At 29.1% G+C, this 23,033-nt stretch carries 14 protein-coding genes and 1 other RNA gene; 4 read left to right on the top strand and 11 right to left on the bottom strand.

Annotated elements, in window-relative coordinates; translation table 11 throughout:
* Nucleotides 1-21: 21 nt before the first annotated feature.
* Nucleotides 22-415, bottom strand: a transfer-messenger RNA (tmRNA) gene (gene ssrA, locus JEY78_RS04250).
* A gap of 119 nt (nt 416-534) precedes the next feature.
* On the opposite strand from ssrA, the gene JEY78_RS04255 reads away from it, so the two are divergent.
* Together JEY78_RS04255 and JEY78_RS04260 are read left to right on the top strand one after the other, a co-directional pair.
* On the top strand, nt 535-1,737 hold the full coding sequence (locus JEY78_RS04255) for an NAD(P)-dependent oxidoreductase (RefSeq protein ID WP_291847072.1): 1,203 nt from the start codon (nt 535-537) through the stop codon (nt 1,735-1,737).
* A complete protein-coding gene (locus tag JEY78_RS04260) occupies nt 1,727-1,945 on the top strand; it encodes a DUF3820 family protein (protein ID WP_291847075.1) in 219 nt (72 codons plus the stop codon). Before JEY78_RS04255 ends, JEY78_RS04260 begins: the two co-directional genes overlap by 11 nt.
* A 111-nt stretch (nt 1,946-2,056) precedes the next feature.
* On the opposite strand, the gene creD is transcribed toward JEY78_RS04260, so the two are convergent.
* From creD to JEY78_RS04275, 3 genes are read right to left on the bottom strand one after another with little or no spacing between them, the layout of a single operon-like run.
* Nucleotides 2,057-3,418, bottom strand: a complete 1,362-nt coding sequence (gene creD / locus JEY78_RS04265) for a cell envelope integrity protein CreD (protein WP_291847078.1) — start codon at nt 3,416-3,418, stop codon at nt 2,057-2,059.
* 51 nt (nt 3,419-3,469) lie between these two features.
* Complete coding sequence (locus JEY78_RS04270; protein WP_291847080.1) at nt 3,470-3,766, bottom strand: transcriptional regulator; 297 nt, start codon at nt 3,764-3,766, stop codon at nt 3,470-3,472.
* A 3-nt stretch (nt 3,767-3,769) separates the two neighbouring features.
* On the bottom strand, nt 3,770-4,390 hold the full coding sequence (locus JEY78_RS04275; protein WP_291847082.1) for a hypothetical protein: 621 nt from the start codon (nt 4,388-4,390) through the stop codon (nt 3,770-3,772).
* 171 nt (nt 4,391-4,561) lie between these two features.
* Here JEY78_RS04275 and JEY78_RS04280 point away from each other — a divergent pair, with 171 nt between their 5' ends.
* Nucleotides 4,562-7,111 carry an adenosylcobalamin-dependent ribonucleoside-diphosphate reductase gene (locus JEY78_RS04280; protein WP_291847084.1) on the top strand — a complete coding sequence of 850 codons (2,550 nt, stop codon included), beginning with the start codon at nt 4,562-4,564 and terminating at the stop codon, nt 7,109-7,111.
* 40 nt (nt 7,112-7,151) lie between these two features.
* Here the strand turns inward: JEY78_RS04280 and JEY78_RS04285 are convergent, their stop codons facing one another.
* From JEY78_RS04285 to JEY78_RS04295, 3 genes are all read right to left on the bottom strand, one after another.
* Nucleotides 7,152-8,324, bottom strand: coding sequence for a PepSY domain-containing protein (locus tag JEY78_RS04285; RefSeq protein WP_291847087.1), 1,173 nt, complete (start codon nt 8,322-8,324; stop codon nt 7,152-7,154).
* Between the two features lie 5 nt (nt 8,325-8,329).
* Nucleotides 8,330-9,052, bottom strand: a complete 723-nt coding sequence (locus tag JEY78_RS04290; protein ID WP_291847089.1) for a DUF4198 domain-containing protein — start codon at nt 9,050-9,052, stop codon at nt 8,330-8,332.
* Between the two features lie 81 nt (nt 9,053-9,133).
* On the bottom strand, nt 9,134-11,506 hold the full coding sequence (locus JEY78_RS04295; protein ID WP_291847091.1) for a TonB-dependent receptor: 2,373 nt from the start codon (nt 11,504-11,506) through the stop codon (nt 9,134-9,136).
* Nucleotides 11,507-11,585: 79 nt separating this feature from the next.
* Here JEY78_RS04295 and JEY78_RS04300 point away from each other — a divergent pair, with 79 nt between their 5' ends.
* Nucleotides 11,586-12,575: a helix-turn-helix transcriptional regulator gene (locus JEY78_RS04300; protein ID WP_291847094.1), complete on the top strand. Its 990-nt coding sequence runs from the start codon at nt 11,586-11,588 to the stop codon at nt 12,573-12,575.
* On the opposite strand, the gene kdsA is transcribed toward JEY78_RS04300, so the two are convergent.
* From kdsA to JEY78_RS04320, 4 genes are all read right to left on the bottom strand, one after another.
* Nucleotides 12,567-13,385, bottom strand: a complete 819-nt coding sequence (gene kdsA / locus JEY78_RS04305) for a 3-deoxy-8-phosphooctulonate synthase (RefSeq protein WP_291847097.1) — start codon at nt 13,383-13,385, stop codon at nt 12,567-12,569. The two genes, JEY78_RS04300 and kdsA, sit on opposite strands and share 9 nt — an antisense overlap.
* Before the next feature lie 63 nt (nt 13,386-13,448).
* A complete protein-coding gene (locus JEY78_RS04310; RefSeq protein WP_291847100.1) occupies nt 13,449-20,078 on the bottom strand; it encodes an MG2 domain-containing protein in 6,630 nt (2,209 codons plus the stop codon).
* Nucleotides 20,079-20,180: 102 nt separating this feature from the next.
* On the bottom strand, nt 20,181-22,079 hold the full coding sequence (locus tag JEY78_RS04315) for an OmpA family protein (protein WP_291847103.1): 1,899 nt from the start codon (nt 22,077-22,079) through the stop codon (nt 20,181-20,183).
* 16 nt (nt 22,080-22,095) lie between these two features.
* Nucleotides 22,096-23,031: a type IX secretion system membrane protein PorP/SprF gene (locus JEY78_RS04320; protein ID WP_291847106.1), complete on the bottom strand. Its 936-nt coding sequence runs from the start codon at nt 23,029-23,031 to the stop codon at nt 22,096-22,098.
* Nucleotides 23,032-23,033: the final 2 nt, after the last annotated feature.

Consider the following 23,033-nt stretch of genomic DNA (forward strand, 5'->3'; position numbering starts at 1 on the left):
AGTTAAAAAGAATTAAAATAATAGTGGAGACGCCGGGAATCGAACCCGGGTCCAAACAAGCAACCAAGATAGTTTCTACATGTTTAGTTTTCTTTTAATTTTAGTCTTAAAGCTAACCGAAAACAATTTACTTTAAGCTTAGTTTCTTAAATTTCAAAATGCTATCGAAACTATAGCAAATCTATGTTAACTTTTACGATGCCTCTATGCTGACCGCCGCTAACCAAGGCTTTCAAGAGACATTTAGCTTGCACACCTAGTGTGCCGAGGCTTATCCTACTGTAATTCGGATTAAGCAGCTAAAGCGTAGTTATCTTCGCCGTTTATAGGTTTGAAATTGAGATTAACGAGTGCGATTTCATTACTCGACATGCTTCTATGTTAATTGACCTTGCAGTCAAAACCAGTCGTCCCCAAAATTTCAAAGAACAAAATCTTTAAGGCTGCAAATCTACTAAAAATATGTTACATAGTTTATTTGTCAGTTCCTTTAATTCATAATATATTAGTAACAATATTTATACCAAACAAATCATGAAAATAGGAATTATAAAAGAGCGTAAAAATCCACCAGATAGGCGAGTGGTATTAACACCTAAAGAATGTAAAAGATTGTTGCGAAAATTTTCTGATTTAGTGATTAAAGTTGAATCATCTAATAATCGTTTTTTTACAGATGATGACTATATAATTGAGGGAATTGATGTGGTTGATGATGTTTCCGATTGTGATGTTTTACTAGGTGTAAAAGAAGTACCTATTGATTTTTTAATTCCAAATAAAAAGTATTTTTTCTTTTCGCATACTATAAAAAAGCAACAGTACAACAGAAAACTATTGCAAGCCATTTTGTCAAAAAATATTGAGTTGTATGACCACGAAGTTATTGTTAACGAAAAAAATCAACGTTTAGTTGCTTTTGGAAGATATGCAGGGATTGTTGGTGCTTATAATGGTTTTAGAGCTTATGGGTTAAAATTTAATTTATATAATTTACCAAAGGCTGAGGAATTACACGATCAATTAATGTTAATTCATGAGCTACAAAAATTAAAGTTGCCAAATATTAAAGTTGTTTTAACTGGTAAAGGTAGAGTAGGAAATGGAGCCAAAGAAATGCTGAAAGGAATGGGAATGAAAAAAGTTTCGGTAAATGATTTTTTACATAAAACTTTTAATGAACCAGTATATGTTCAAATTGATGTGCTAGATTATAATAAACGAAAAGATGGAGATGTAAAAGATGAGATAGATTTTTTTACAAACCCAACAGAATACAAAAGTGATTTTATGCGCTTTGCAAAAGTTGCTGATTTATATATTGCCGGACATTTTTATGGAACTGGAGCTCCGTATATTTTTACTAGAAATGATGCTAGGTCTAAAGATTTTAACATAAAAGTTGTTGCTGATATTAGTTGTGATGTTGATGGTCCAGTGGCTTCAACAATTCGTTCTTCAACCATAGAAAATCCTATTTATGGGTATAATCCTGAGTTAGAAAAGGAAGTTGATTATCGAGATGAAAATGCTATAGCAGTTATGGCTGTTGATAATTTACCTTGTGAATTACCAAAAGACGCATCAGAAGGATTTGGTGAAAGTTTTGCAAAACACGTAATTCCTGCTTTTTTTAATAATGATGAAGATGGTGTATTAAACAGAGCCAAAATGACATCAAACGGAAAATTGACCAAACGTTTTAATTATTTGCAAGATTTTATAGATGGTAAATAATCAACAACATGAGCTAGAAAAGTTGGCAAATACTAAAATGCCTTTCGGAAAATATAAAGGCAAATATTTAATAGATTTACCGGAACATTATATAGTTTGGTACAATAATAAAGGTTTTCCTACGGGAAAATTGGGCGACCAGCTTCGTTTGGTGTATGAAATTCAGTTAAACGGATTGGAAGATTTAGTTCGAAAATTAAAATATTAAAACTTAGAAAATTTTTAAATAGCCTGTCTGGGTAGTAATTAGAATCGTCATTCTGAACCTGAATGAAGTTCAGGTTGATGTATTTCACTTTTCAAACAGGCTATTTTATTTTTAATTCCAATCAATTTTTATAGAGGCGTACATTATTATAGATAATATTATAAACAATCCTAAACTTCCAACTAGTAGTGCATAATTTTCCAATTGTATAATTACATATATAAATGTGTACAATGCTAAAAGTGATAAACCTATAAATATTGGAAATTTGAAATTTTTTAAAATTGATTTTGAGTACAGCGTTATTAAACCAATAACAGAACTTCCGGCAATTAAATATGCTTTTAAAAAATTACTATGTTCTGAAATTGATATTAATAAGGTATAAAACATTGTTAGCGCCAAACCAATCATTAAATATTGAAACGGATGAATGTTTATTTTGCTAATAGATTGTATTAAAAAGAAAATTAAAAAAGTTAGTGAAATTACTAAAAATCCGTATTTGGCAGAACGTTCACTTTTTTGATATTCATCTACCGGAATCATAAAGTTTACACCAAAGGCAAATTCGTTTAAATTTGGTAATGCAGTGTAATATTCTTGCTGAAAAGGTCTGTTAATATGTAAAACTTTCCATTTGGCATTAAAGCCGTTTTCAGATATTTTATCCGGATTTAAAGGTAAAAAATTGCCTATAAAATTGGCTGTTTTCCAGTTAGATTTTATGTTTAAATCTGTTTCTTTACCAATTGGAATAATACTTATTTGTTTACTTCCACTAATATTTAATTTTAAGGAAAACGGATTAGTTGTTAGTTTTTGAAGGGCTTCTTTAGTTAAATGGTTGGTTTCTAAATTATTTAATATAATATTGTCTTTAAGTTTATTATAAACTTCTTCGTATTTTGGAAAAAAAGGTGATGAATTATTGTCAAAATTTATTTCAACCTGATTATTTATTCCTTTTAAGTTAGATGTTTTTATTAATATAATTGATTTGTCCCAAAGTATATTTTCATCATTTATATCAATAGAGGAAAAATTTGGTTTATCAAAATTTCCCGTTATGGCAATTTCACTTTTATAAACGGAAGTTTTATAAATCCCACGTTTTTTTTCTTCAGGATTTATAGTTGCCTTCATATCTAATTTTTCAGGAAAAAAGTAGGCATAGTTTATAGATTCTATTTTTTCTGTTCGGTTTTCTCTAGAATTTGCCGCTGTTATAATTTTTTCTGAATACGTTTTATAGGGTATTTTTAAAATTGGCCCATAAAGTAAAACTTCATTTCCCCATTTTTCGTTAATTTCATTTACAACAGATTCTTGCCTAATTGCACGTTCATTTATTAAATTTACTATAAATGATAAAGGTATTAATAGTACAATTATTAATATTCCAATCATAAGCATTCTTGCTGTTAATGATGTTTTTAACCAATTTCCGAATTTGTTTTGTTGTTTTTCCATTGTTTAATAATTAAAAGAACTTTGTAAAACAAAGTAAGTGAATAAAAAATTTTAGTTGTTATTTATTAATTTTTCTAAAGCGTTAATATGTTTTTGAAATTCAAGTTTACCTAATTTAGTAACACTATAGGTGGTATTCGGTTTTTTTCCAATAAATTGCTTTTCAACCTTAATATAATTAACTTTTTCTAAGCCTTTAATATGGCTAGCTAAATTGCCATCAGTAACACCTAAAATTTCTTTTAGTGTATTAAAATCTACAGTTTCATTTACCATAAGAGCCGACATAATTCCTAGCCGAACTCTATGATCAAAAACTTTATTAATATGTTTAAGTATATCTTTCAATGCTTATTTTTTATCATATTTATTATATAAAACAATACCATATATAATATGTAGAACTCCAAAACCAAATCCCCAAAAATAAAGTCCATATCCAATAAACTGCGTTGAAATTAGTCCAATTAAAATATTCAGCACGCCTAAATACCGGATATCACCCAACGTGTATTTACTTGCATTTACACAAGCTAAACCGTAAAAAATGAGTGTTGTTGGAGCAATTAAACCAATTAAACCAAATTGGTACAATATTATTGAAAACGCACCACCCGTAAAAAGCGGAATTGAAAAATTTATTAAAAGACGTTTAGAAGTAGCATCCCATAATTTTTCGCCACTTTTTTTTGCTTTTTTTGAAGAAAGAATAAATGCTGAAATTACAGACAATGCTAAAACTAATAAAGCAATACTTATTAAAATATACTCTAAATACGAAATTGGAATTACCGAAACTGGGCTATCTGCAATTTGGTAATTTGAAATTATATAATTTGCGGCAATTGCTCCAGCTAAAGCATAAATTCCTGCAAGTATTCCAGAAAGGCCACTTAATGAGATAAATCGAGATGATTTATTCATGATTGATTTAATTTCTAAGATGTCTTTTAAATAGTCTTTATCTTTCATAAAAAGTACTTTGAAAAACAAAGTAAATAATAATATTTGAATATAGCAAATTAATTTTTCAACTTTTCAACAATAAAATGTTATTAACTAATCTCATAAAAAGACTATTTGGGTTTAAATATTCAATATTTTTAAGAATTCAAAAATCAAACAAAAAAATATACGAGAAAAATGACAGAAGAATTAGTGTTCCCGAAAATTTACACTTATAATGAGGTGTTAGAGAAAGCTTTAGCTTATTTTAATAATGATGAGTTAGCCGCCACTACTTGGATAAATAAATATGCAATGAAAAACAAAAAAGGTGATTTGCTAGAAGCTTCACCCGTTGAAATGCATACTAGAATGGCAAAGGAATTTGCAAGAATAGAAAAGAATTATAAAGAAAGCGAAACCAATTCAGAAGGTTTATCTGAATATGGAAAAAATCGTAAATTTTTGTCGGAAACAGCAATTTTTGAATTATTCGATAAGTTTAAATATGTAATTCCTCAAGGAAGTGTCATGTCTTCTTTAGGAAATACAAATGTAATAGCTTCATTATCAAATTGTGTAGTTGTACCACCAGTTTTTGATTCTTATGGAGGTATTTTTTACACAGATCAACAATTGGCACAATTATTTAAAAGACGTTGTGGAGTAGGAGTAGATTTATCTAATTTAAGACCAAACGGAGCGCAAGTATCAAATTCAGCTGGAACTACAACGGGAGCAGTTTCATTTATGAATCGTTTTTCAAATACAACACGTGAAGTTGCTCAAAATGGAAGAAGAGGTGCGTTAATGTTAACTATGGATATTGCACATCCAGACGTGGAAGATTTTATAACCATTAAACAAGATTTATCAAAAGTAACAGGAGCAAATATTTCATTGCGTTTGTCTGATGAGTTTATGATGGCTGTAGTAAATGATGATGATTTTACATTACGTTGGCCAATTGAAAGCAAAACTCCAACGTATAAAAAAGTAGTAAAGGCAAAAGATTTGTGGAATACAATTATTAAATGTGCCCATAATACTGCTGAGCCTGGATTAATTTTTTGGGATCGTCAACATTATTATTCAACTTCATCTATTTATCCAGGATTTAAGAATAGTTCTACAAATCCTTGTTCAGAAATTGCAATGCAAGGAGGAGATAGTTGTCGTTTAATTGCTGTTAATTTATATAGTTTTGTTGATAATCCATTTTCAGATAAAGCAACATTCGATTTTGATAAGTTTTACAAGGTAGTATATGAAACTCAACGTTTAATGGACGATTTGGTAGATTTAGAATTAGAGGCAGTTGATAAAATTTTCAACAAAATAATGCACGATAAAGAGCCAAATAATATTAAACAAGTTGAAATTGATACTTGGAAATTGTTATACAAAACGGGTAAAAAAGGAAGAAGAACAGGTTTAGGATTTACTGCATTAGCAGATGCTATGGCTGCATTAGGTAAAAAGTTTGATACGGATGAAGCAATTGCCATGGTTGATGAAATTATGAAAACCAAGTTACGCGGGGAATTTGATAGTAGTATTGATATGGCTATCACTCGTGGGAAATTTGAAATTTTTAGCCCTGAAATTGAAAACTTCTCTGAATTTATTCAAATGGTTCAAAAAGAGTTCCCTGATTTGTATGAGAGAATGATGAAATATGGAAGAAGAAATATATCAATTAGTACCGTTGCACCAACAGGAAGTTTAAGTATGTTGGCACAAACCTCTTCAGGAATTGAACCAGTTTTCTTATTGTCGTATAAACGAAGAAGAAAAGTAAATCAAGATGATGCAAATGCTAAAATTGCATATGTGGATGATATGGGTGATGCTTTTGAAGAATTTGAAGTGTATCATCCAAAATTAAAACAGTGGATGGAAGTTACAGGAGAAACTGATATTAAAAAAAGTCCATACGCTGGTGCAACAGCTCCAGAAATTGATTGGTTAAAAAGAATTGAAATGCAGGCATTAGTTCAAAAATACACAACGCATTCAATTAGTTCAACAATTAATTTAGCGGCAGATGTTCCTGTAGAAAATGTGGGTGATATTTATATTGAATCTTGGAAAAAAGGACTGAAAGGAATTACTGTTTATAGAGATGGATCAAGAAGCGGAATTTTAGTAGCGAGCGATGCGAAAAAAGAGAAAAAAAACAACGAATGTTTTGCAGAAACTATCTTTCCAAAAAGGCCAAAAAGAATTGAAGCAAAAGTAGTTCGTTTTCAAAATGATTATGATAAATGGGTGGCTGTTGTAGGTTTAATAAATAACAGACCCTATGAAATTTTTACAGGTAAGTTAGAAGATGCATTTTTATTACCTACTTGGTTAGAGCAAGGTTGGGTAATTAAAAATAAAGATGATAAAGGAGCTACTCGTTACGATTTTCAATTTGAAGATAAACAAGGTTATAAAGTTACTTTAGAAGGATTATCGCGTACATTTGATAAAGAATATTGGAATTATGCTAAATTAATTTCTGGTGTTTTACGTCACGGAATGCCTATACAATATGTAGTAGATTTAGTAAATAATTTAAATATGTACGATGAAAATATAAATACATGGAAAAATGGTATTGCACGTACACTAAAACAATTTGTAGAAGACGGTACAGTAGCTGCAGATAAAAAATGTCCAGAATGTGGAGATCCTGAAGGGTTAATTTATGAAGAAGGTTGTTTAAAATGTAAAAATTGCGGACAAACTAAATGTGGATAAAAACTATTAATAGGTAAACAATAAAAAACACTGGTAAAATTTAATTTTTTACCAGTGTTTTTTTATAATCAATTTTATTTTTTCTTTTCCTTCCAATCCATATTAAAAATCCTGTTAGTGGCAAAGAGGCACATATTAAACTAGCTATAAAAGCAATAATTTTACCTGGCATTCCTAAAATAGCCCCAACATGAATGTCATAATTTGCATTAATTATTTTTTCTCCAAAATTTTTATTTTTATGATTTCTTTCTTTTAATAATTTACCAGAATATTGATCAAATTGTAAACTGTGATTTACATAATATAATCCATCATATTGCTGTATGTAAACATTTATAATATCGGTGCTATCTTTTGCTTGTGTTATTCTAAATCCATTAGCTGTTAAGTATTTAGTTTTTGAAGTTTCTAATGCAAGTTTTAATGCAGTTTCTTTTGGACTTACAGTATATGTTGATGTTGCTCTTGAAAAATCTGGTGGAGTAGTTGTGCCAGAACCAACCACGTAAACAATTGCCTGAAACCAAGAAAATGCCCAAACCAATCCTGTTAAAGCTATAATTATAGCCACTGAGCCAACATAAAAGCCTAAAATATTATGGAAATCATAATTTTTACGTTTCCATTTTGTTGTATTTTTCCATTGAAATGTTAATCGTTGTTTTCTTGATTTTTTATTTTTTGGCAACCATAAAATAAGTCCCGAAATTAGCATTAGTACAAAAATTATAGTACTATATCCAACAATTGGTTGACCATATTCCGTTTTTAATAATAAGCTCCAATGCAACATTTTTACAATATTAAAAAAGTCGAGCTCTTCATTATAAATATTTAGTATTTTACCTGTATATGGGTTTACATAAATAGATTTATAATATTCTAAATTTTCAAAATAGGTTATTGCATTTTCATTGCTTTTGTAGGCATAAAAAATGTAACTTTTTGTAGGATTGTTATACACATTTACCCAAGATAACTGAAAAGTTGGTCCAAGTTGTTGTTGTGTGCTTTCCCAAAGTATATTTAAATCAAGTGGTTTTTCTTGCGATTGAACATACATGTCATTTTTACGGAATGAATAGGTAAACTCATCACTAAAAACATAAATACAACCAGTAATAGCTATAATAAACACAATAAGCCCAGAGGTGAGTCCGAGCCATAAATGTATTTTTCTAATAAATTTTTTGAAGTTAATTTTTTTCATAAAAGTTATTTAGATGGAATGGTATAAGTAACACAATGCCAAATAAATTGGTAGTTTTCATTATTATACTTGCCCGGAATTTCTTCTTTATAAGCAGTTTCTATTATATATTTAGTATTCCAAGGCAGTTTAAATGATACATTACCATTTTCATCGGTTTGTAAAGTTTTAGACCATAAATCGGCTACAAAAATTTTTACTTCATTGTTTTGTAAAGGATTGTTTTTAAACAAAACTTTAAGTGTAATATTAGTGTTGTTTTCAGAAATATCTTTTATTGTAATTCCATTTTGGTTGTCTGCAGTTGTTTCAGAGTGTTTATTTCCAACAACTATTTTAGCAACGGAATGATAGTGCGTTTTAAAAATTCCAAAATTGTATTGAGTATAATCAATTACATCTATAGCGTTATTGTTTAAATAAACAGTATATGTTCCATTAAGTTCAGGTTTAAAAGTTGCTTTGTAGTAAGTGTTTTCTGCTGTTGTTTTTAATTCAGTTTTGTTACCTAAAGGATCAGAAATCCATAAAGTAAAATTTTGAACTTTTAAAAAAGCATCACCTTTTACTTCTTCAACAACTCCATATGTATATTCTCCATAATGAACTCTAATTTCTTGCTCTTGATTTATTATTCCTATAGAATTTGTTTCTATCCATAAATAATGTGCAAAACTTGATGCTGAAACTAATAGAACGGCACTGATTGTTAGTAGTAATTTTTTCATATTGTATAATGTTAAATTTTAAAAAGGCTCTTGTAAAATTCTACAAGAGCCTTTTATTCAAAAAAACTCAAATATTAAAGGTTAAAAGTTGTAAGTTAAATTTGCTGAAATACTCCTTGTTTTTTGAGGTGTAACAGTAGACCAACCAGTAAAATATTTTTTATTTGTAATATTGTCAAGTTTTAAAATAATTTTAAATGTGTCCTCAGAATAAGATAAGGAACCATTTAAAATTGTATACTCTGGTAATGTAAATGAACCTGTTGTTTCTCTATTTAAGGTGTTAAATTCACTAGCATAGTTTCCTCCTAATCCAACCCCAAATCCTTCTAAAGTTCCAGATTGAATGGTGTAACTTGTCCAAAAGTTTATTAATTTTTCTGGTCCAGCTTCTTCAGGTCTCAATCCTAAATATCCTGCGTCTTCTGTTTCTTTTAAAACTTCACTTTTATTATGGCTAAATCCAGCAATTAAATTCCACCCATGTATTGGAGTTGCAATTAGACTTAATTCAATTCCGTTACTTTCCACTTCACCACCTTGAATTGAATTGTTTATATTCGTTGGATCTGTCATTAATTTATTTGACACATTTATATTATAGTAATTAGCTGTTACATTTAATTTGTTATCAATTAAATTGGTTTTAATTCCCAATTCCCATTGATTTGCTTTTTCTGGATCAAAAGTTTTTATTCTTGGATTTGAGCCATCTGCATCAGACACTTGCGTTGGCGAAACATTTGAAAATCCATTCATATAATTTGCAAATACAGATATTTTATCTATTATTGGTTGATAAACTAACCCTAATTTTGGTGAAAATGCCGTTTGGTCGTCATCGTCATTATTTTTATCACCTTCAAATTTATCAACTCTAACACTTGCCATTGCAGATAGTTTTGGAGTAATATTTAATACGTCTGAAAAGTAAACGCTAAATATTTCTTGTTCGGCATTTGAATTACTAACAGATGTTGCAGCCAAAGCATTATCAACAGCGGCCTGTGAAAGCGTTGAAGTTGTAGTACTGTTATTTATTGATACAGATCCTATAGCTACCCATCCTAAGCCATTGTTATTTAGGTTACTATTAAAATAATCAAGTCCTACTACAAGTCTGTTTCTTAACTTTCCAATTGTAAAATCTCCAATAAAATTTTGCTGTATGTCCGTTGTTCTTGTTTCACTATTAGCTTTAGAAATATATTGAGCAAAGGTATCACCATCACTTAAATCCCATAGATAAGAATAATACCCATCAGTTTTAGCGGTTCCAGAAGATAGTACTGTTTGAGATGTCCAATTTTCAGATAGTTTAATAAAAGCTTGCGCTTGTAAATTAAATGTTGGATTTTTAACTGTTAAGTTATTGCTTGTAAATGAATTATGATAGTTTTTTTCAAAAACATCTATGGAGTTATACGTTAAAGGTGCGTATCTGTTTAAAAAAAGCATTGGCGCATTTGCACTTTCTTTGTTGAGAATTTCGGTATTTATTAAAAACGTTAATTTGTCATTTGCTTTTAATTTTAGCGAAGGAGCTATGTAAAAAGATTTGTTGAAACCAGCATCTTGAAAACTATTTTCTGAATGATAAGCTGTATTAATTCTTAAAAAAGAGGCATTGTTTTTTCCAATAGGTGTATTTATGTCTGCTGTAATTCTATGGAGTCCATTTGAGCCATTTGTGTTTGATAATTCTCCGCCAAACTCTTCGTAAGGTTGTTTGGTAACAACATTAATTAAACCTCCATAAGAAATTAAACTGCTGCCGTATAATGTTCCCGAAGGGCCTTTAATTACTTCAATTCTTTCAATATTACTTGGATCTAATCCACCATTGTTTAAACCTGGTAAACCATTGGTAATTGAGGGTTGTACTGAAAAACCTCGCAATGAATAATACTCGGCACCATCACCTCCTCGTCCGGTAGATTCCCATAAACGTGCTACGCCAGTTGCATTTTTTATAGCATCATTAATATTAGTAACTACTTGTTCTTTTAAAATTTCATTTGAAATTGAATTATAAACTTGGGGATTTTCTATGTTTTTTAGTGGTAGTTTGGAAACAAAAATCCCTTCACTTTTTATAATTTTATTAATTCCGTTACTTTCAATAACAATTTCATTTAATTGCTCTTCGCCTTCTATTAGAACAATTGGTTGTAAATTTACGTTGTGGTTATTAGTTATTTTAACGGATATTGTTTTGCTTGTATAGCCTACATAGGAAGCTTTTAATTCATAAGTTCCTACTAAAAGTCCTTTAATTTCAAATTCTCCTAAATTGTTGGTAATTGTACCTTTAGTTGTTGATAAAATTTGAATGTTAACACCAGATAAAGGTGTATTTTGAATTGAAACTACATTTCCTTTAAGGCTTTCATTTTGTGCGTTTACTATTACAATAGTTAGAAGTATTGTAATAATCGTAAAATATTTTTTCATGATTTGTTTGTTATTTTAATTTAGTCTAAATAAATTTACCGCAAAAATAGAAGAGATATTTAATCAATAAAGACGCATTTTGAATAAAAAAAGACGTGATTATAAAAATTGTGAAATACTGCATGTAGATCAATCGGATGACGAAGTTTTTCAAACCTTGGCCATTGAAATGGAAAGAAAAAATAATTCCTTTTTTCAATTTAAGAAGCAAGTTGTACAACCTAAATATGGTAATGGTTGTATTTCTAGTTTTATTTTTGATGAGGTTAGACTTATTATTTGTAGGTTTAAATTAACTAAAGATTTAGTAATTCATTATAACAATGATGATGATTTTATTCAATTAACATATGTAGTAGAAGGTGAAAAAATAATTTCCTCATCTAATTTTAAAAATGATATTTTATTAGAAAGTCAAGATTCTTATATAGCAAATACTCATAATTTTAAAGGAACCATAAGAATTTGTGGTGCAAAAACTTATAAAGAAATAAGAATAAAATTACCGAGTACCTTTTTACTTAAGCACGGAATTACAAATCAATTAAATTTTAAAAAAATAGTTGAAACAAATAGGGCTCAACCAATTTCAAATGATTTATTTAATATACTATTAAATTTTGAATCATCCCGTTTAAATGGCATTTCTAAAAAAATATTTATGGAAGCAAAAGTGCTTGAGTTGTTAGCAATTCAAATGGAAAATTATAACATAATGAGTTTTAATAAATATAGAATATGTATGGGAAGTATTAAAAAAGTATATGCCGTTGAACGTTTAATAAAAGAAAATTTAGCAAAAAATTATTTAGTTAAAAATCTTTCAAATGAAGTTGGTTTAAATGAAAATGTTTTAAAAATAGAATTTAAAAGAATTTATGGTGCAACTATGAGTGAATATTCAAAGAAATTAAAAATGGAAAAAGCTGAAGTGCTATTATTAAACACCCAACTCTCTGTTTATGAAATTTCAGATGCAATTGGATATAAAAATGCCACACATTTTAGTGCAGCATTTAAAAAATATTTTGGAGAAACGCCAATGCAATTCCGAAATAAACTAGAATGAATTAATAGTTTTTCTAATAGCTACCAAGCGAGTCATTAAATTTTCTAAATATTTTAAATCTAACATATTAGCCCCATCACTTTTGGCATTTGCAGGGTCAAAATGTGTTTCAATAAAAATTCCATCAGCGCCTGTTGCAATTCCAGCTCTGGCAATTGTTTCAATCATATCTGGTCTTCCGCCAGTTACACCACTTGTTTGGTTTGGCTGTTGTAGAGAATGGGTTACATCTAAAATTACGGGTGCAAATTGTTGCATTTCAGGAATCCCTCTAAAGTCAACAATCATATCTTGGTAGCCAAACATTGTTCCTCTATCTGTAATCCAAACTTTTTCGTTATTACAATCTTTCACTTTTTGTACGGCGTGTTTCATTGCTCCCGGACTCATAAATTGTCCTTTTTTTAAATTCACTACTTTTCCAGTATTTGCAGCAGCAACCACTAAATCAGTTTGACGAACTAAAAAAGCAGGTATTTGTAAAACATCAACATAGGCAGCAGCCATTGCTGCATCTTCATTTGTATGGATATCTGTAACGGTAGGAATGTCAAAAGTTTCAGATACTTTTCTTAATATTTTTAATGCTTTTTCATCTCCAATTCCCGAAAAACTATCAATTCTACTTCGGTTTGCTTTTTTAAAACTGCCTTTAAAAACAAATGGGATTTCTAATTTATCAGTTACTTTTAAAATATGTTCAGCAATTCTTAAAGCCATTTCTTCACCTTCAATAGCGCAAGGACCAGCTAATAGAAAGAAATTATTAGAATCTGTATGTTTTATTTTCGGAATTAGATTTAAATTCATTTTAAATAATTTTTATGCAAAGGTACATTATTGAGTTGAAAGTTTAAAAATCTAACATTGAATTCAGTAAATTAAATTAGCTATTTTAATTCTAACACCTTCACTATGACTGCTAAATTCTGGCGCATACATACTTTGAATTGTAGTAATTCCGTTACTAAAATTACCTGCATTATTTACGCGTAAATCATATTCAAAAACGTACACCCCTTTTGGTAAATAGTCAAAAAAGAAATTGGTTGCTGCGTCTTTAGTACTTTCATAATACCCTAAATTGTCTTGGTATTTATAACTAGACAGCACATTTATAGGTTCTAATCCGCTGGCGCGCATATCTTTCATATGCACAAATTCCATTGGTCTATCTACTTTTAATTCTATTCTAACCGTAATTAAATCGCCCACTTTTAATACAGAGGTTTCTTTAATTTCTGTTAGTTTTTTACCAGTATCGGAATTGGTTTTTAAGAATAATTTTTTACTTAATTTTAAAGGAGTTTCAGCTGAGGTAATTTTATCTAAATCTTCAAAATATTGCCAATATAAACTTCCCCAGGCAATACCTTTATCCTTTTTAGCAATGGTAACTGTTCCCATTTCTGGTTTAATTTCATTTGCATTCCACGAAGTTTTATAATACCCTGTACCAGCTTCAATTTTTACATTTTCTAATTTAGAAGGCTCTATTTTTTTGTTTCCAATAGTTACGTCAACAGTTTCATTTACGGCCAACCAATCACTTCCTTGTAATAATAAAGCGTAAACAGCTTCTGTAGTTTGTTTGGTAGTTTTCCAACTATTGGTTTGTTTATTTTTTAACAACCAAATTTTTAATTCATCAACAGTTGCAGTATCATTTTCTATTTCAGAAAAAACTTCAATTAACAATGCCTGAGTTTCAATAGGTGCTTGGTACCAATACCAACTTGCAGTATTTTCTTTCCAATACATTCCTAATTCTTCACTAATGATGCTGTTTTCTTTTAACGATTTTAAAATAGCAGCAGTTAAAACTTTGTTTCCATTTCTGTGTTGAATTAAAGTAATTAATCCTTTAGAATATAAGTTAAAATCTTTCCAAAAGGTAGCCGATTGGTTGGTATAATAATCTATGGCCGTTTGTAGATTTTTATCAATTTTTATAGTTGTATAAAAACTACGCATATATAAATATTGCAATTGAATATGCCCTAAATGGTTTTTAGCCAAATATGTAGCTTCATCTTTTACACCTTGTTGTTTGGTTTTTGCTTTTTCTCTAATTTTTTTAGCTTCAATAAGTAATTTGTTATAGTCATCTTCAATATCATCATCTAAAAACTGAACAGCTTTTTTGATTATTTTTTGAATTTTATCTGAATCAGAATTCAAATCAACTTGTAATTGTTGTAAATGTCCAAAACCAGTTGCAATGTGTTGTGTAATATATCGGTTTGGATAGTTACTTCCTTTAAACCAAGGAAATCCACCGTTGCCAAATTGCATTTCTTCTAATTTTTTAATAGCTGTTTCTTTTTCGTTATTCAATTTATTTAAATCGAATAATAAGGCAATTCGTTTTTTTTGTTCGGTTTCACTTTGTGCATCGCGTAGCCAAGGTGTTTCCTGAATAATGATAGATTTTAACTCCTCATTTTTTTCTAAGTTTGAAACTAAAGCATCACTTGTTTGCCATTGATTAAATACTTCCTGAATACGGGGATTAGATTTTAAAATATGACTAGCCAAGGTATTTGAGTAATATCTAGAGAAAGTTTGCTCTGCACATTCATACGGATATTCCATTAAATACGGTAAACTTTGCACAGCATACCAAGCCGGATTTGACGTAATTTCTAGCGTTAATTTATGATTGCGGAGTGTAGTGGAGGTATTATTTTTTAATTTATTTAAACTAAATGTTTTAGTTTGATTGCTTCTAACCCACATTGGTAAAGTTTCTGTCACCAAAATTCTGTTAGATAAAACAGGCAAAGCATTTTGTTCGCCATCGCTAAAATCTCCTGCTTTTGCCACAATTTTATATTGAATTGCTTGTATTCCGTTAGGGATATTTAATTTCCAACTCAAGTTTGTATTTCCTTTTTCATCAACAGTGAAATTTTGTGTTGTTGAACTGTTTTCAATTAGATGGTTAATCTCTTTACCAGAAATAGCATCGGTTAAAATTAATTGCGCAAATCCGTTTAGTTTTTTATCGGAAAGATTCGCAATTTTACTTGAAAAAATAATTTCATCACCTTCACGTAAAAATCGAGGTGGATTTGGAATCACCATCAACTCTTTTTGTGTTACAGTTGTTAATGTTTTTATTGCAGAAGTAGCTTCTTTTGTATGAGCTAATAATTGCAATTTCCAACGGGTTAAAGCTTCAGGAATAGTAAAGTTAAAACTAATAGATCCATCTTTATCAGTGGTTAAATGCGGATAGAAAAAGGCGGTTTCTTTAAAATCTTTTCTAGTTTGAACTTTTAATAATTCATTTTCAATTTTTGAAGAACCATTTTTTGTAGTGATAATAATTACGCCATTTACAGCTTTTGCGCCATATAAAGCTGTTGCAGCGGCATCTTTTAAAACTTCTACAGTAGTAATTTCATTAGGATTTAAATTTGGGTTTTCTTCGTAAATAACGCCATCAATAATATAGATTGGTTGTGCTTTTGAATCTAACGAAGCAACACCTCTAATTTGAACACCAGCAACAACGCCTTCTAAATCCATTGAAACATCTTCTTCCATTTCAACAACTGAACCTGTTACTGATTTTCTTTTAACAGAACCATAACCAGTCACTACAACTTCGTCTAAACTTTCTCCACTTTCTGAGAGATATACAGAAATTATGTTGTTTTTATCAATTGTAACTACAGAAGTATTCATACCAATAAAACTGAATGTTATTTTATCTCCTTTGGTTGCTTTTATAGTGTAATTTCCATCAAAATCACTTACAACACCGTTGGTTGTTCCTTTTACTATAATTGAAACTCCAGGTAATGGTAAACCATCAGAAGCATAAACGGTTCCATAAATAAAACCTTTTGGTTTTGTAGCATCGTACGAATTTTTAACGGTTACTGCTCTAACACTATTTAAATATTGTTGTTTTACCCAAAAATTATTATTGAAACTAAAACCAAACCAATTTAACGCATCATAGCTTTGAGTTGGAAAATATGAATACCTGAAAGTTTCATTTTTAACCACAAATTGCAATGTTTTAAAACTGTTATTTGCGTTGCTATTTGAATACGAATAATAGGTTGGGTAACTAATTGGATTGAAATTCCAATGATGTGTTTTAAACTCATCTAAAGAAGCATCATACATAGATGCTAAAACTTCTGAAGTTATTTTTTCTGATTGAGAGCCAGTAATTTTAAAACTCCAAGTTTGTTCACTTCCAGGTTGTAATTTATCTCTAAAAGTAAGTGTTTCAATTTGAAGCTTCTTTTGTGGATAAGGAACCGAAATTAACGCTGTACCATTTTGAAAACTATTATAATTAACAAAATGATATTTAATGGCAAAACCACCTAAGTCATTCTCACTTACTGGAATTTTTATAGTTTTAGTTTCATTATTTAAATGTATATAATGTGAAGCGACGACTGCATAATTTTTTTCTACAAAAAGCATTACAGTCATATCTAGTGATGCTGATCCAACAGAAAGGTTTACAAATTCATTTGGTTTGTAGTTATCTTTATCCGTTGAAATTATAAACAATTTATTATCTGCAATTACTTTTTCATTTTCTCCAAACAACTCAAAAGTTTGTTTGTCTTTTACAGCTTGATTAAATTCATCGTTACATTCTAGTATAACTTTGTAATTCCCTGATAGCCATTTTTTTAAGTTCCCTAGCTCCATTTTTTTAGAAGTTTCAGTATTGAATTCTTTTTCAAAAACTAACGTGCTTAATTCCCAATTTTCAATACCATTCTCTTCACTAGAAAAGGGATCGTGAGGGAATAATTTTTCAAATTCATCTCTAGAAAAACCTTCATAATCTGGAGCTTCCCAAGGTCTAATTCTTAGCGGATTTTTAGGTGATTTTAACTTATAAATTTTGATAGTTCCTTTGGTAGGAATAAACTCATTATTTAAATTATTTGTAGTAATAGTTAGTGAATTCTCTTTGCTGTTTTTATCAATTTTTGAAGGAATTGCAACAGATGCTTCCAATGCATGATAACCAACTTTTACAATAGTTTCAGTGCTTCTGGTTTCTCCATTTATATCGGTAACATCGGCATAAACGGTGTAGTTAAATGTTGGTAAACTTTCTTCTGAAACTTTTAAATCTGGTAGTGCTTTAAAAGTTATTTTGTAACTACCATCGTTATCTGTAGAAGTTTCTCCATTGGTAATCTCTAATGCTTCAGATTGGTAATTATTTGACATTCTCCAATTATACCAACGTGGAAAATTGGCGGTTCGTTTTACACGATAAATAACTTTGGCGTTGCTTATTTTGCTTCCTGCAAAAGCAATAGCTTCACCGTTAATTACAACACTATCGTTTAGTTTGTAGGTTTCTTTTATTGGTTTAAATGTGGTTTCAAATTTTGGACGTTTATATTCTTCAACGGAAATAGATTTGCTTGTATAATTATAATTTACAGTATTGAAATCTGTTCCGTTTTGCTGATTACTTCTATTTAAAACAATAGTATATTCACCAGTTAAACCGTTAGTTGGTAAGATAAATTCACCTGAAATGGAACCAAATTCATTTAATTTTAAATCGTGTTTTTTAACGAGTTCACCGTTTGGATTTTTTAACGAGATTTCAATAAATTCGTTGGTGTGAACTTCCGTTTTTTCATTAAAGGTTTTTAATGAAATTCCTTTAAAATATACAGTTTGCCCTGGTCTGTAAATACTTCTGTCTGTAAAAATAAATGAATTTATACGTGGCTTTTCATCTTTGTTTTTTGTATCTCTATAGCGGTTTTCGTACATGTAAAAATCTCCAAAAGTAGCATGGTCTTTGTTAGTTTTTACAGTGGCAATTATATTTCTATAGGTGTTGTTGGGGGTGTAATTAAATTCTCCATTATTATTGGTTACAAAATTTTTATTTATAGATTTATTGTATCTGCTAGTGTTATAATTTTTTAAATTTACTTGAGCATTTTCAATTGGTTTTCCTGTATTTCTATCTACAACTTGGTATACGTATTTGGAAGTTTGTCTGTTTTCAATCAATGCTAAATTAGTAGCTTGTATAAATGTATGTGTAAAAATTGGATTTTCATATGTTAGTTTATCTGCTACAGTTGCCACAATTAAATAGGTTGCTTGGGTTAATTTTGGTAATAAAACTTCAGTGGCATGTTGTTGAAAATCGTTTTCACTTTTTAATTCAGCTTCCCATTTTATGGTTGGTTTTAAGTTATTTATAAATGTTGTTTTTAAAGAATCTTTATAAATACTGTTGAATTTAGTTTGTTGGGTTTTAGTTATTTCAAAAGCGGTAAAATATACTTGTTCTAAATTTTTATAGGTAACTAATAATCGTGCATTTGTAGTTATTGGAACATAATTTTCCGTTTGGATGGAAATGTATTTTGAAAGAATTTCATTTTTTAATAGTTCACATTTTTTTGCACCTGTTGAAGTTGGGTAATTATGAATGGCAGTATTGCAAATTTCTAATGCTTCCTTTAGTTTAAACTGATTTGTGGTGGCTGTTTTTGGCTGATATAATTTACCTTGATCGTTTAATAATTTAGCCATTTCAAAGTCTATTTCTGATGAAGCTTCGTGATTTTTGAATTCTTTTTTAAATGTTTGAAGTGCTTTAAGGTATAATTCTTCTTTAGTATTTAAAACAGTATTTGTTTTAACAAAATTTAAACGTTCAAGAGTTACATTTATTAAAGCAGTTGGATTGGTGTCTTTTAAATGAAATAACGTTAAGTTTTTATAAATTTTTAACGCTTGTAAATGATTAGAAATACTGTCTTTTGATTGTATTGTTTGGGATGTAAATTCTGAATTGTTCCCTAAAAGATGTTCATTATCTAATTCAAATTTATAGGAAGGTCGAATTATATTTTGTTCTTCATTTTGGAAAAAATCAATGGCTCTATGTGCTAAAAAGTCGTATAAAGTTGGGCGAAATACTTTAGAATCTTTGGTGGTGTCAATAATTTCATCAAATTTATCTAATGCAGTTAATTGCGCTTCTAAACTATTTGACAGTGAATTGTTATAATGATTTTGAACTTCACTAAAAATGGTTTTTAAATCCCAAGTCCTAAAATCTGAGGTATCTATTTTTTCTTCGGTTTCGGTTCTATTGTAGAATTTCCATCTGTTTTGTTGAAAATATTGCCAATATACATCGGCTAAAACACTTTCTAAAATGTTTTTTGTTGGAAAAGGACTTTCTGAAATTTCTTGCTTTAAATTTTTAATTATTGAAAGTTGCGCATCTTCTTCAAGGGTTAACGCAAATTTAGATTTGTATAATAACGATTTAATTATTTGAGAAGCATTATGATCCTTTTTTGCTTTAGTGTAAATGTTTTCAACAACTTTTAATGCCGATTTTGGCAGGTTTTCCAATTCAAATTTTTGAACTTCATTCCAAAGTTCTTGGAAATTTTGAGTGTTGTTTTGTGAATTTGCTACGGTTGAAAATAATACGATAATAATTGGAAGAATAGCTTTTTTCATAATGCGTTATTTATTAAAGTAAAGTTAGCAAAAGTGATGCCTAAAATTGCAATTATAAATAATTGAATAAAAAAAACCGCTAATTAGCGGTTTTTAAATTTTTTAGTTCAAAATAACAAATTCACATCGTCTGTTAATATCGTATTCTTCACTTTTACACATGCCTGGTTTAATACAATGATTTAAAGGTTGTGTTTCTCCGTAACCAACAGATTTTACATTTTCATTAGAAATACCTTGACGTACTAAATATTCGCGAACAGATTTTGCACGTTTGTGTGATAAAGTTAAGTTGTATTCTTCGGTTCCACGGCAATCTGTATGCGCACCAATTTCAATCACCATATCAGGATATTTTTTCATTATTTCAACAATAGTATCCAATTCTAAAGCGGCATCTTTTCTAATATTCCATTTATCAAAATCAAAATAAATAGGATTAATTTTAATTTGAGTTTTACCATTATCAACTACAATATTTTTTTCTGCATCTTCATACGATTCAAGGTGTAATAAAATATTTTTATTAATATTTCCTTTCGTATCAGTTAAAAATTCAATAATTGTTGGATTAAATAATTTTAATGCACCTTTTAATTTATAAGCCTTATTTGGTTCAATTTCAAAAGAATAAGAAGCGTTTTTATCAACTATTGTTTCATTTAAAATTTTGTTAGTATTGTTATATAAGGTTACTAAAGTGCCCGGAAGTAAGGCTAAACTATTTTTATTTTGAACAATTCCAGAAACAAAAATTGATTTTTTATAGGTAAAACTATAAATATCATCGTTTCCAATACCATTTAATCTATTAGATGAAATAAACCCATTGTTATTTTCAGCATTTATGATAAAGGCAAAATCATCTAAATTGCTATTTATAGGTTCACCCAAATTTTGGGGTTTTGAAAAATTATTTTCTGAAATATTGCTTTTAAAAACATCTAAATTACCAAAGCCAAAATGCCCGTCAGATGCAAAAAATAATTCATTTTGGTTACTTATAAAAGGAAATTGTTCTCTTTGTTCAGTATTTATTGATGGACCTAAATTTATGGGTAAACCATAAGAGCCATCCTCATGAATATCAACCATAAACAAATCAAAAGAACCTATGGTTCCTGGCATATCGGATGCAAAATATAATTGTTTTTCATTTTTGCTTAAAGCTGGATGTTCTGTAGAATAATTTGAGCCATTAAAAGGAAGTTCAACAATATTTGTCCATTCATTATTCAATAATTCTGCTTTGTAAATTTTAAGATGCGTTATTTTATGTTCATCTTTTCCTTTTTTCCCATCAATAAAATTATTTCTAGTAAAATACATGGTTTTACCATCTTTTGTAAATACTGCATTTGATTCGTGCAATTTGGTATTTATAGTTTCAGAAAATGGAATTACTTTAGAGGAATTGTTTAAATTATTAATTTCAACCTGAAATAAATCTAAATAAGGTAAATTATTCCAGTCGTAATTTTTGCCTTGAATTCTATTAGAAGCAAACACAATTTTATCGCCAAAAAAGGACGTTCCAAAATCTGAAAATTCAGAATTGATATCAATTTTATTTACAGTATAAGTTTCTATTTTGTTAGTTGCTAAATCTTCAATAAAGGTTTGAGTAGTATTTATAGTTGTTGAATTAGGTTGCTTTTTTTCTGCATATTTGTGAAACCATTTATCGGCTTCATCAAATTTTTTAATTCCTTTTAAGGCTTGAGAATATCTGAAAAAGTAGGCTGGTTCAACTGAATTTTCATATGAATTCATCAAATTTTGATACCAAACAGTAGCTTCCGCCATTTTTGAATTAAAATAATAGCAATCTCCTAATTTTGCTAAAACATCTTGCGTTTTGGCAGTTTCATTTAAAAATAATTCGGCAGCATTTAAATAGGCTCTTTTTTCAAATAAATAATTGGCTTTTTTTAAGTTTTGAGCAACTAAAAGCTGGGAGCAAAATGCTACAATAAAAAGTAAGAGTACGTTTTTTTTCATTTTTATAAGCATTTTATTAAAAGAATCGAGGTGATTTTTCAAAACCTTTATTTAGGTTTGAAATAAATAAATTGTTTAAAAGAATAATTTCATGTGATCCAGTACTAAATGGACCTAAATTTGAAATAGTATGATCATAAGCATAACCAATTCTAAATTCTGGAGTTACACTAAAATTAACCATACCGCTTAATGCATCTTCAATTCTGTAACCCAACCCGAATTCAACTTTATTGTTATATAAAACATTTGCAGTAATATCCAGTGCAATTGGAGAACCTTTTACAGATTTCATCATAAAGGCAGGTTTAATTTTAAATTGATCATTTAAATCAAAAACATAACCGCCTGTTAAATACACATGTGCATTTTCAGTTCCTTGATATTTTCCGTTATTTCTATCTAAATGTTTAGAGTTTAATATGTTTGGAATTGAAAATCCAACGTAGTAATTTTCAGTATTATAATAAACACCTGTACCAAAGTTGAAAAAAGTTTTATTGATATTTGTTTCAAAATCAGGATCTGTAAAAACATCACCAGATTCTAATGAGAATCCATTAAAATTAACATCAAATAACGTAAATCCGGTTTTAATTCCAAATGAAATAGTGCCTAATTCTTCTAAATTTAATTTGTAAGCAACATCAAAAAATAAATTATTTTCTTTTACTACATCTCCAATATTATCATTTATTATAGAAGCTCCAACTTCAATATTGTTGTTTAAAGGAATATGTGCAAATAAATTAGATGAATAAGGAGCCCCAACAACGCCACTCCATTGAGATCTGTGTAAACCACCTAAGGTTAAAACTCCAAAATTATCTGTTGTGTAGCCAGGATTAATGACACTCATATTGTACATATACTGAGTATATTGAGCATCTTGTTGTGCCCATAACATAAGTGGTGCTAAAAGAACTACAAGTTTTAGTGTTAGATTTTTCATTC

The organism is Lutibacter sp., from assembly GCF_016342705.1.
In the GTDB taxonomy this organism is placed as follows: Bacteria; Bacteroidota; Bacteroidia; order Flavobacteriales; family Flavobacteriaceae; genus Lutibacter.

Coding starts and splice junctions, on each gene's coding strand:
- JEY78_RS04255 (WP_291847072.1), top strand. CDS start 535: ATGAAAATAGGAATTATAAAAGAGCGTAAAAATCCACCAGATAGGCGA.
- JEY78_RS04260 (WP_291847075.1), top strand. CDS start 1,727: ATGGTAAATAATCAACAACATGAGCTAGAAAAGTTGGCAAATACTAAA.
- creD (WP_291847078.1), bottom strand. CDS start 3,418: ATGGAAAAACAACAAAACAAATTCGGAAATTGGTTAAAAACATCATTA.
- JEY78_RS04275 (WP_291847082.1), bottom strand. CDS start 4,390: ATGAAAGATAAAGACTATTTAAAAGACATCTTAGAAATTAAATCAATC.
- JEY78_RS04280 (WP_291847084.1), top strand. CDS start 4,562: ATGACAGAAGAATTAGTGTTCCCGAAAATTTACACTTATAATGAGGTG.
- JEY78_RS04285 (WP_291847087.1), bottom strand. CDS start 8,324: ATGAAAAAAATTAACTTCAAAAAATTTATTAGAAAAATACATTTATGG.
- JEY78_RS04290 (WP_291847089.1), bottom strand. CDS start 9,052: ATGAAAAAATTACTACTAACAATCAGTGCCGTTCTATTAGTTTCAGCA.
- JEY78_RS04295 (WP_291847091.1), bottom strand. CDS start 11,506: ATGAAAAAATATTTTACGATTATTACAATACTTCTAACTATTGTAATA.
- kdsA (WP_291847097.1), bottom strand. CDS start 13,385: ATGAATTTAAATCTAATTCCGAAAATAAAACATACAGATTCTAATAAT.
- JEY78_RS04310 (WP_291847100.1), bottom strand. CDS start 20,078: ATGAAAAAAGCTATTCTTCCAATTATTATCGTATTATTTTCAACCGTA.
- JEY78_RS04315 (WP_291847103.1), bottom strand. CDS start 22,079: ATGAAAAAAAACGTACTCTTACTTTTTATTGTAGCATTTTGCTCCCAG.
- JEY78_RS04320 (WP_291847106.1), bottom strand. CDS start 23,031: ATGAAAAATCTAACACTAAAACTTGTAGTTCTTTTAGCACCACTTATG.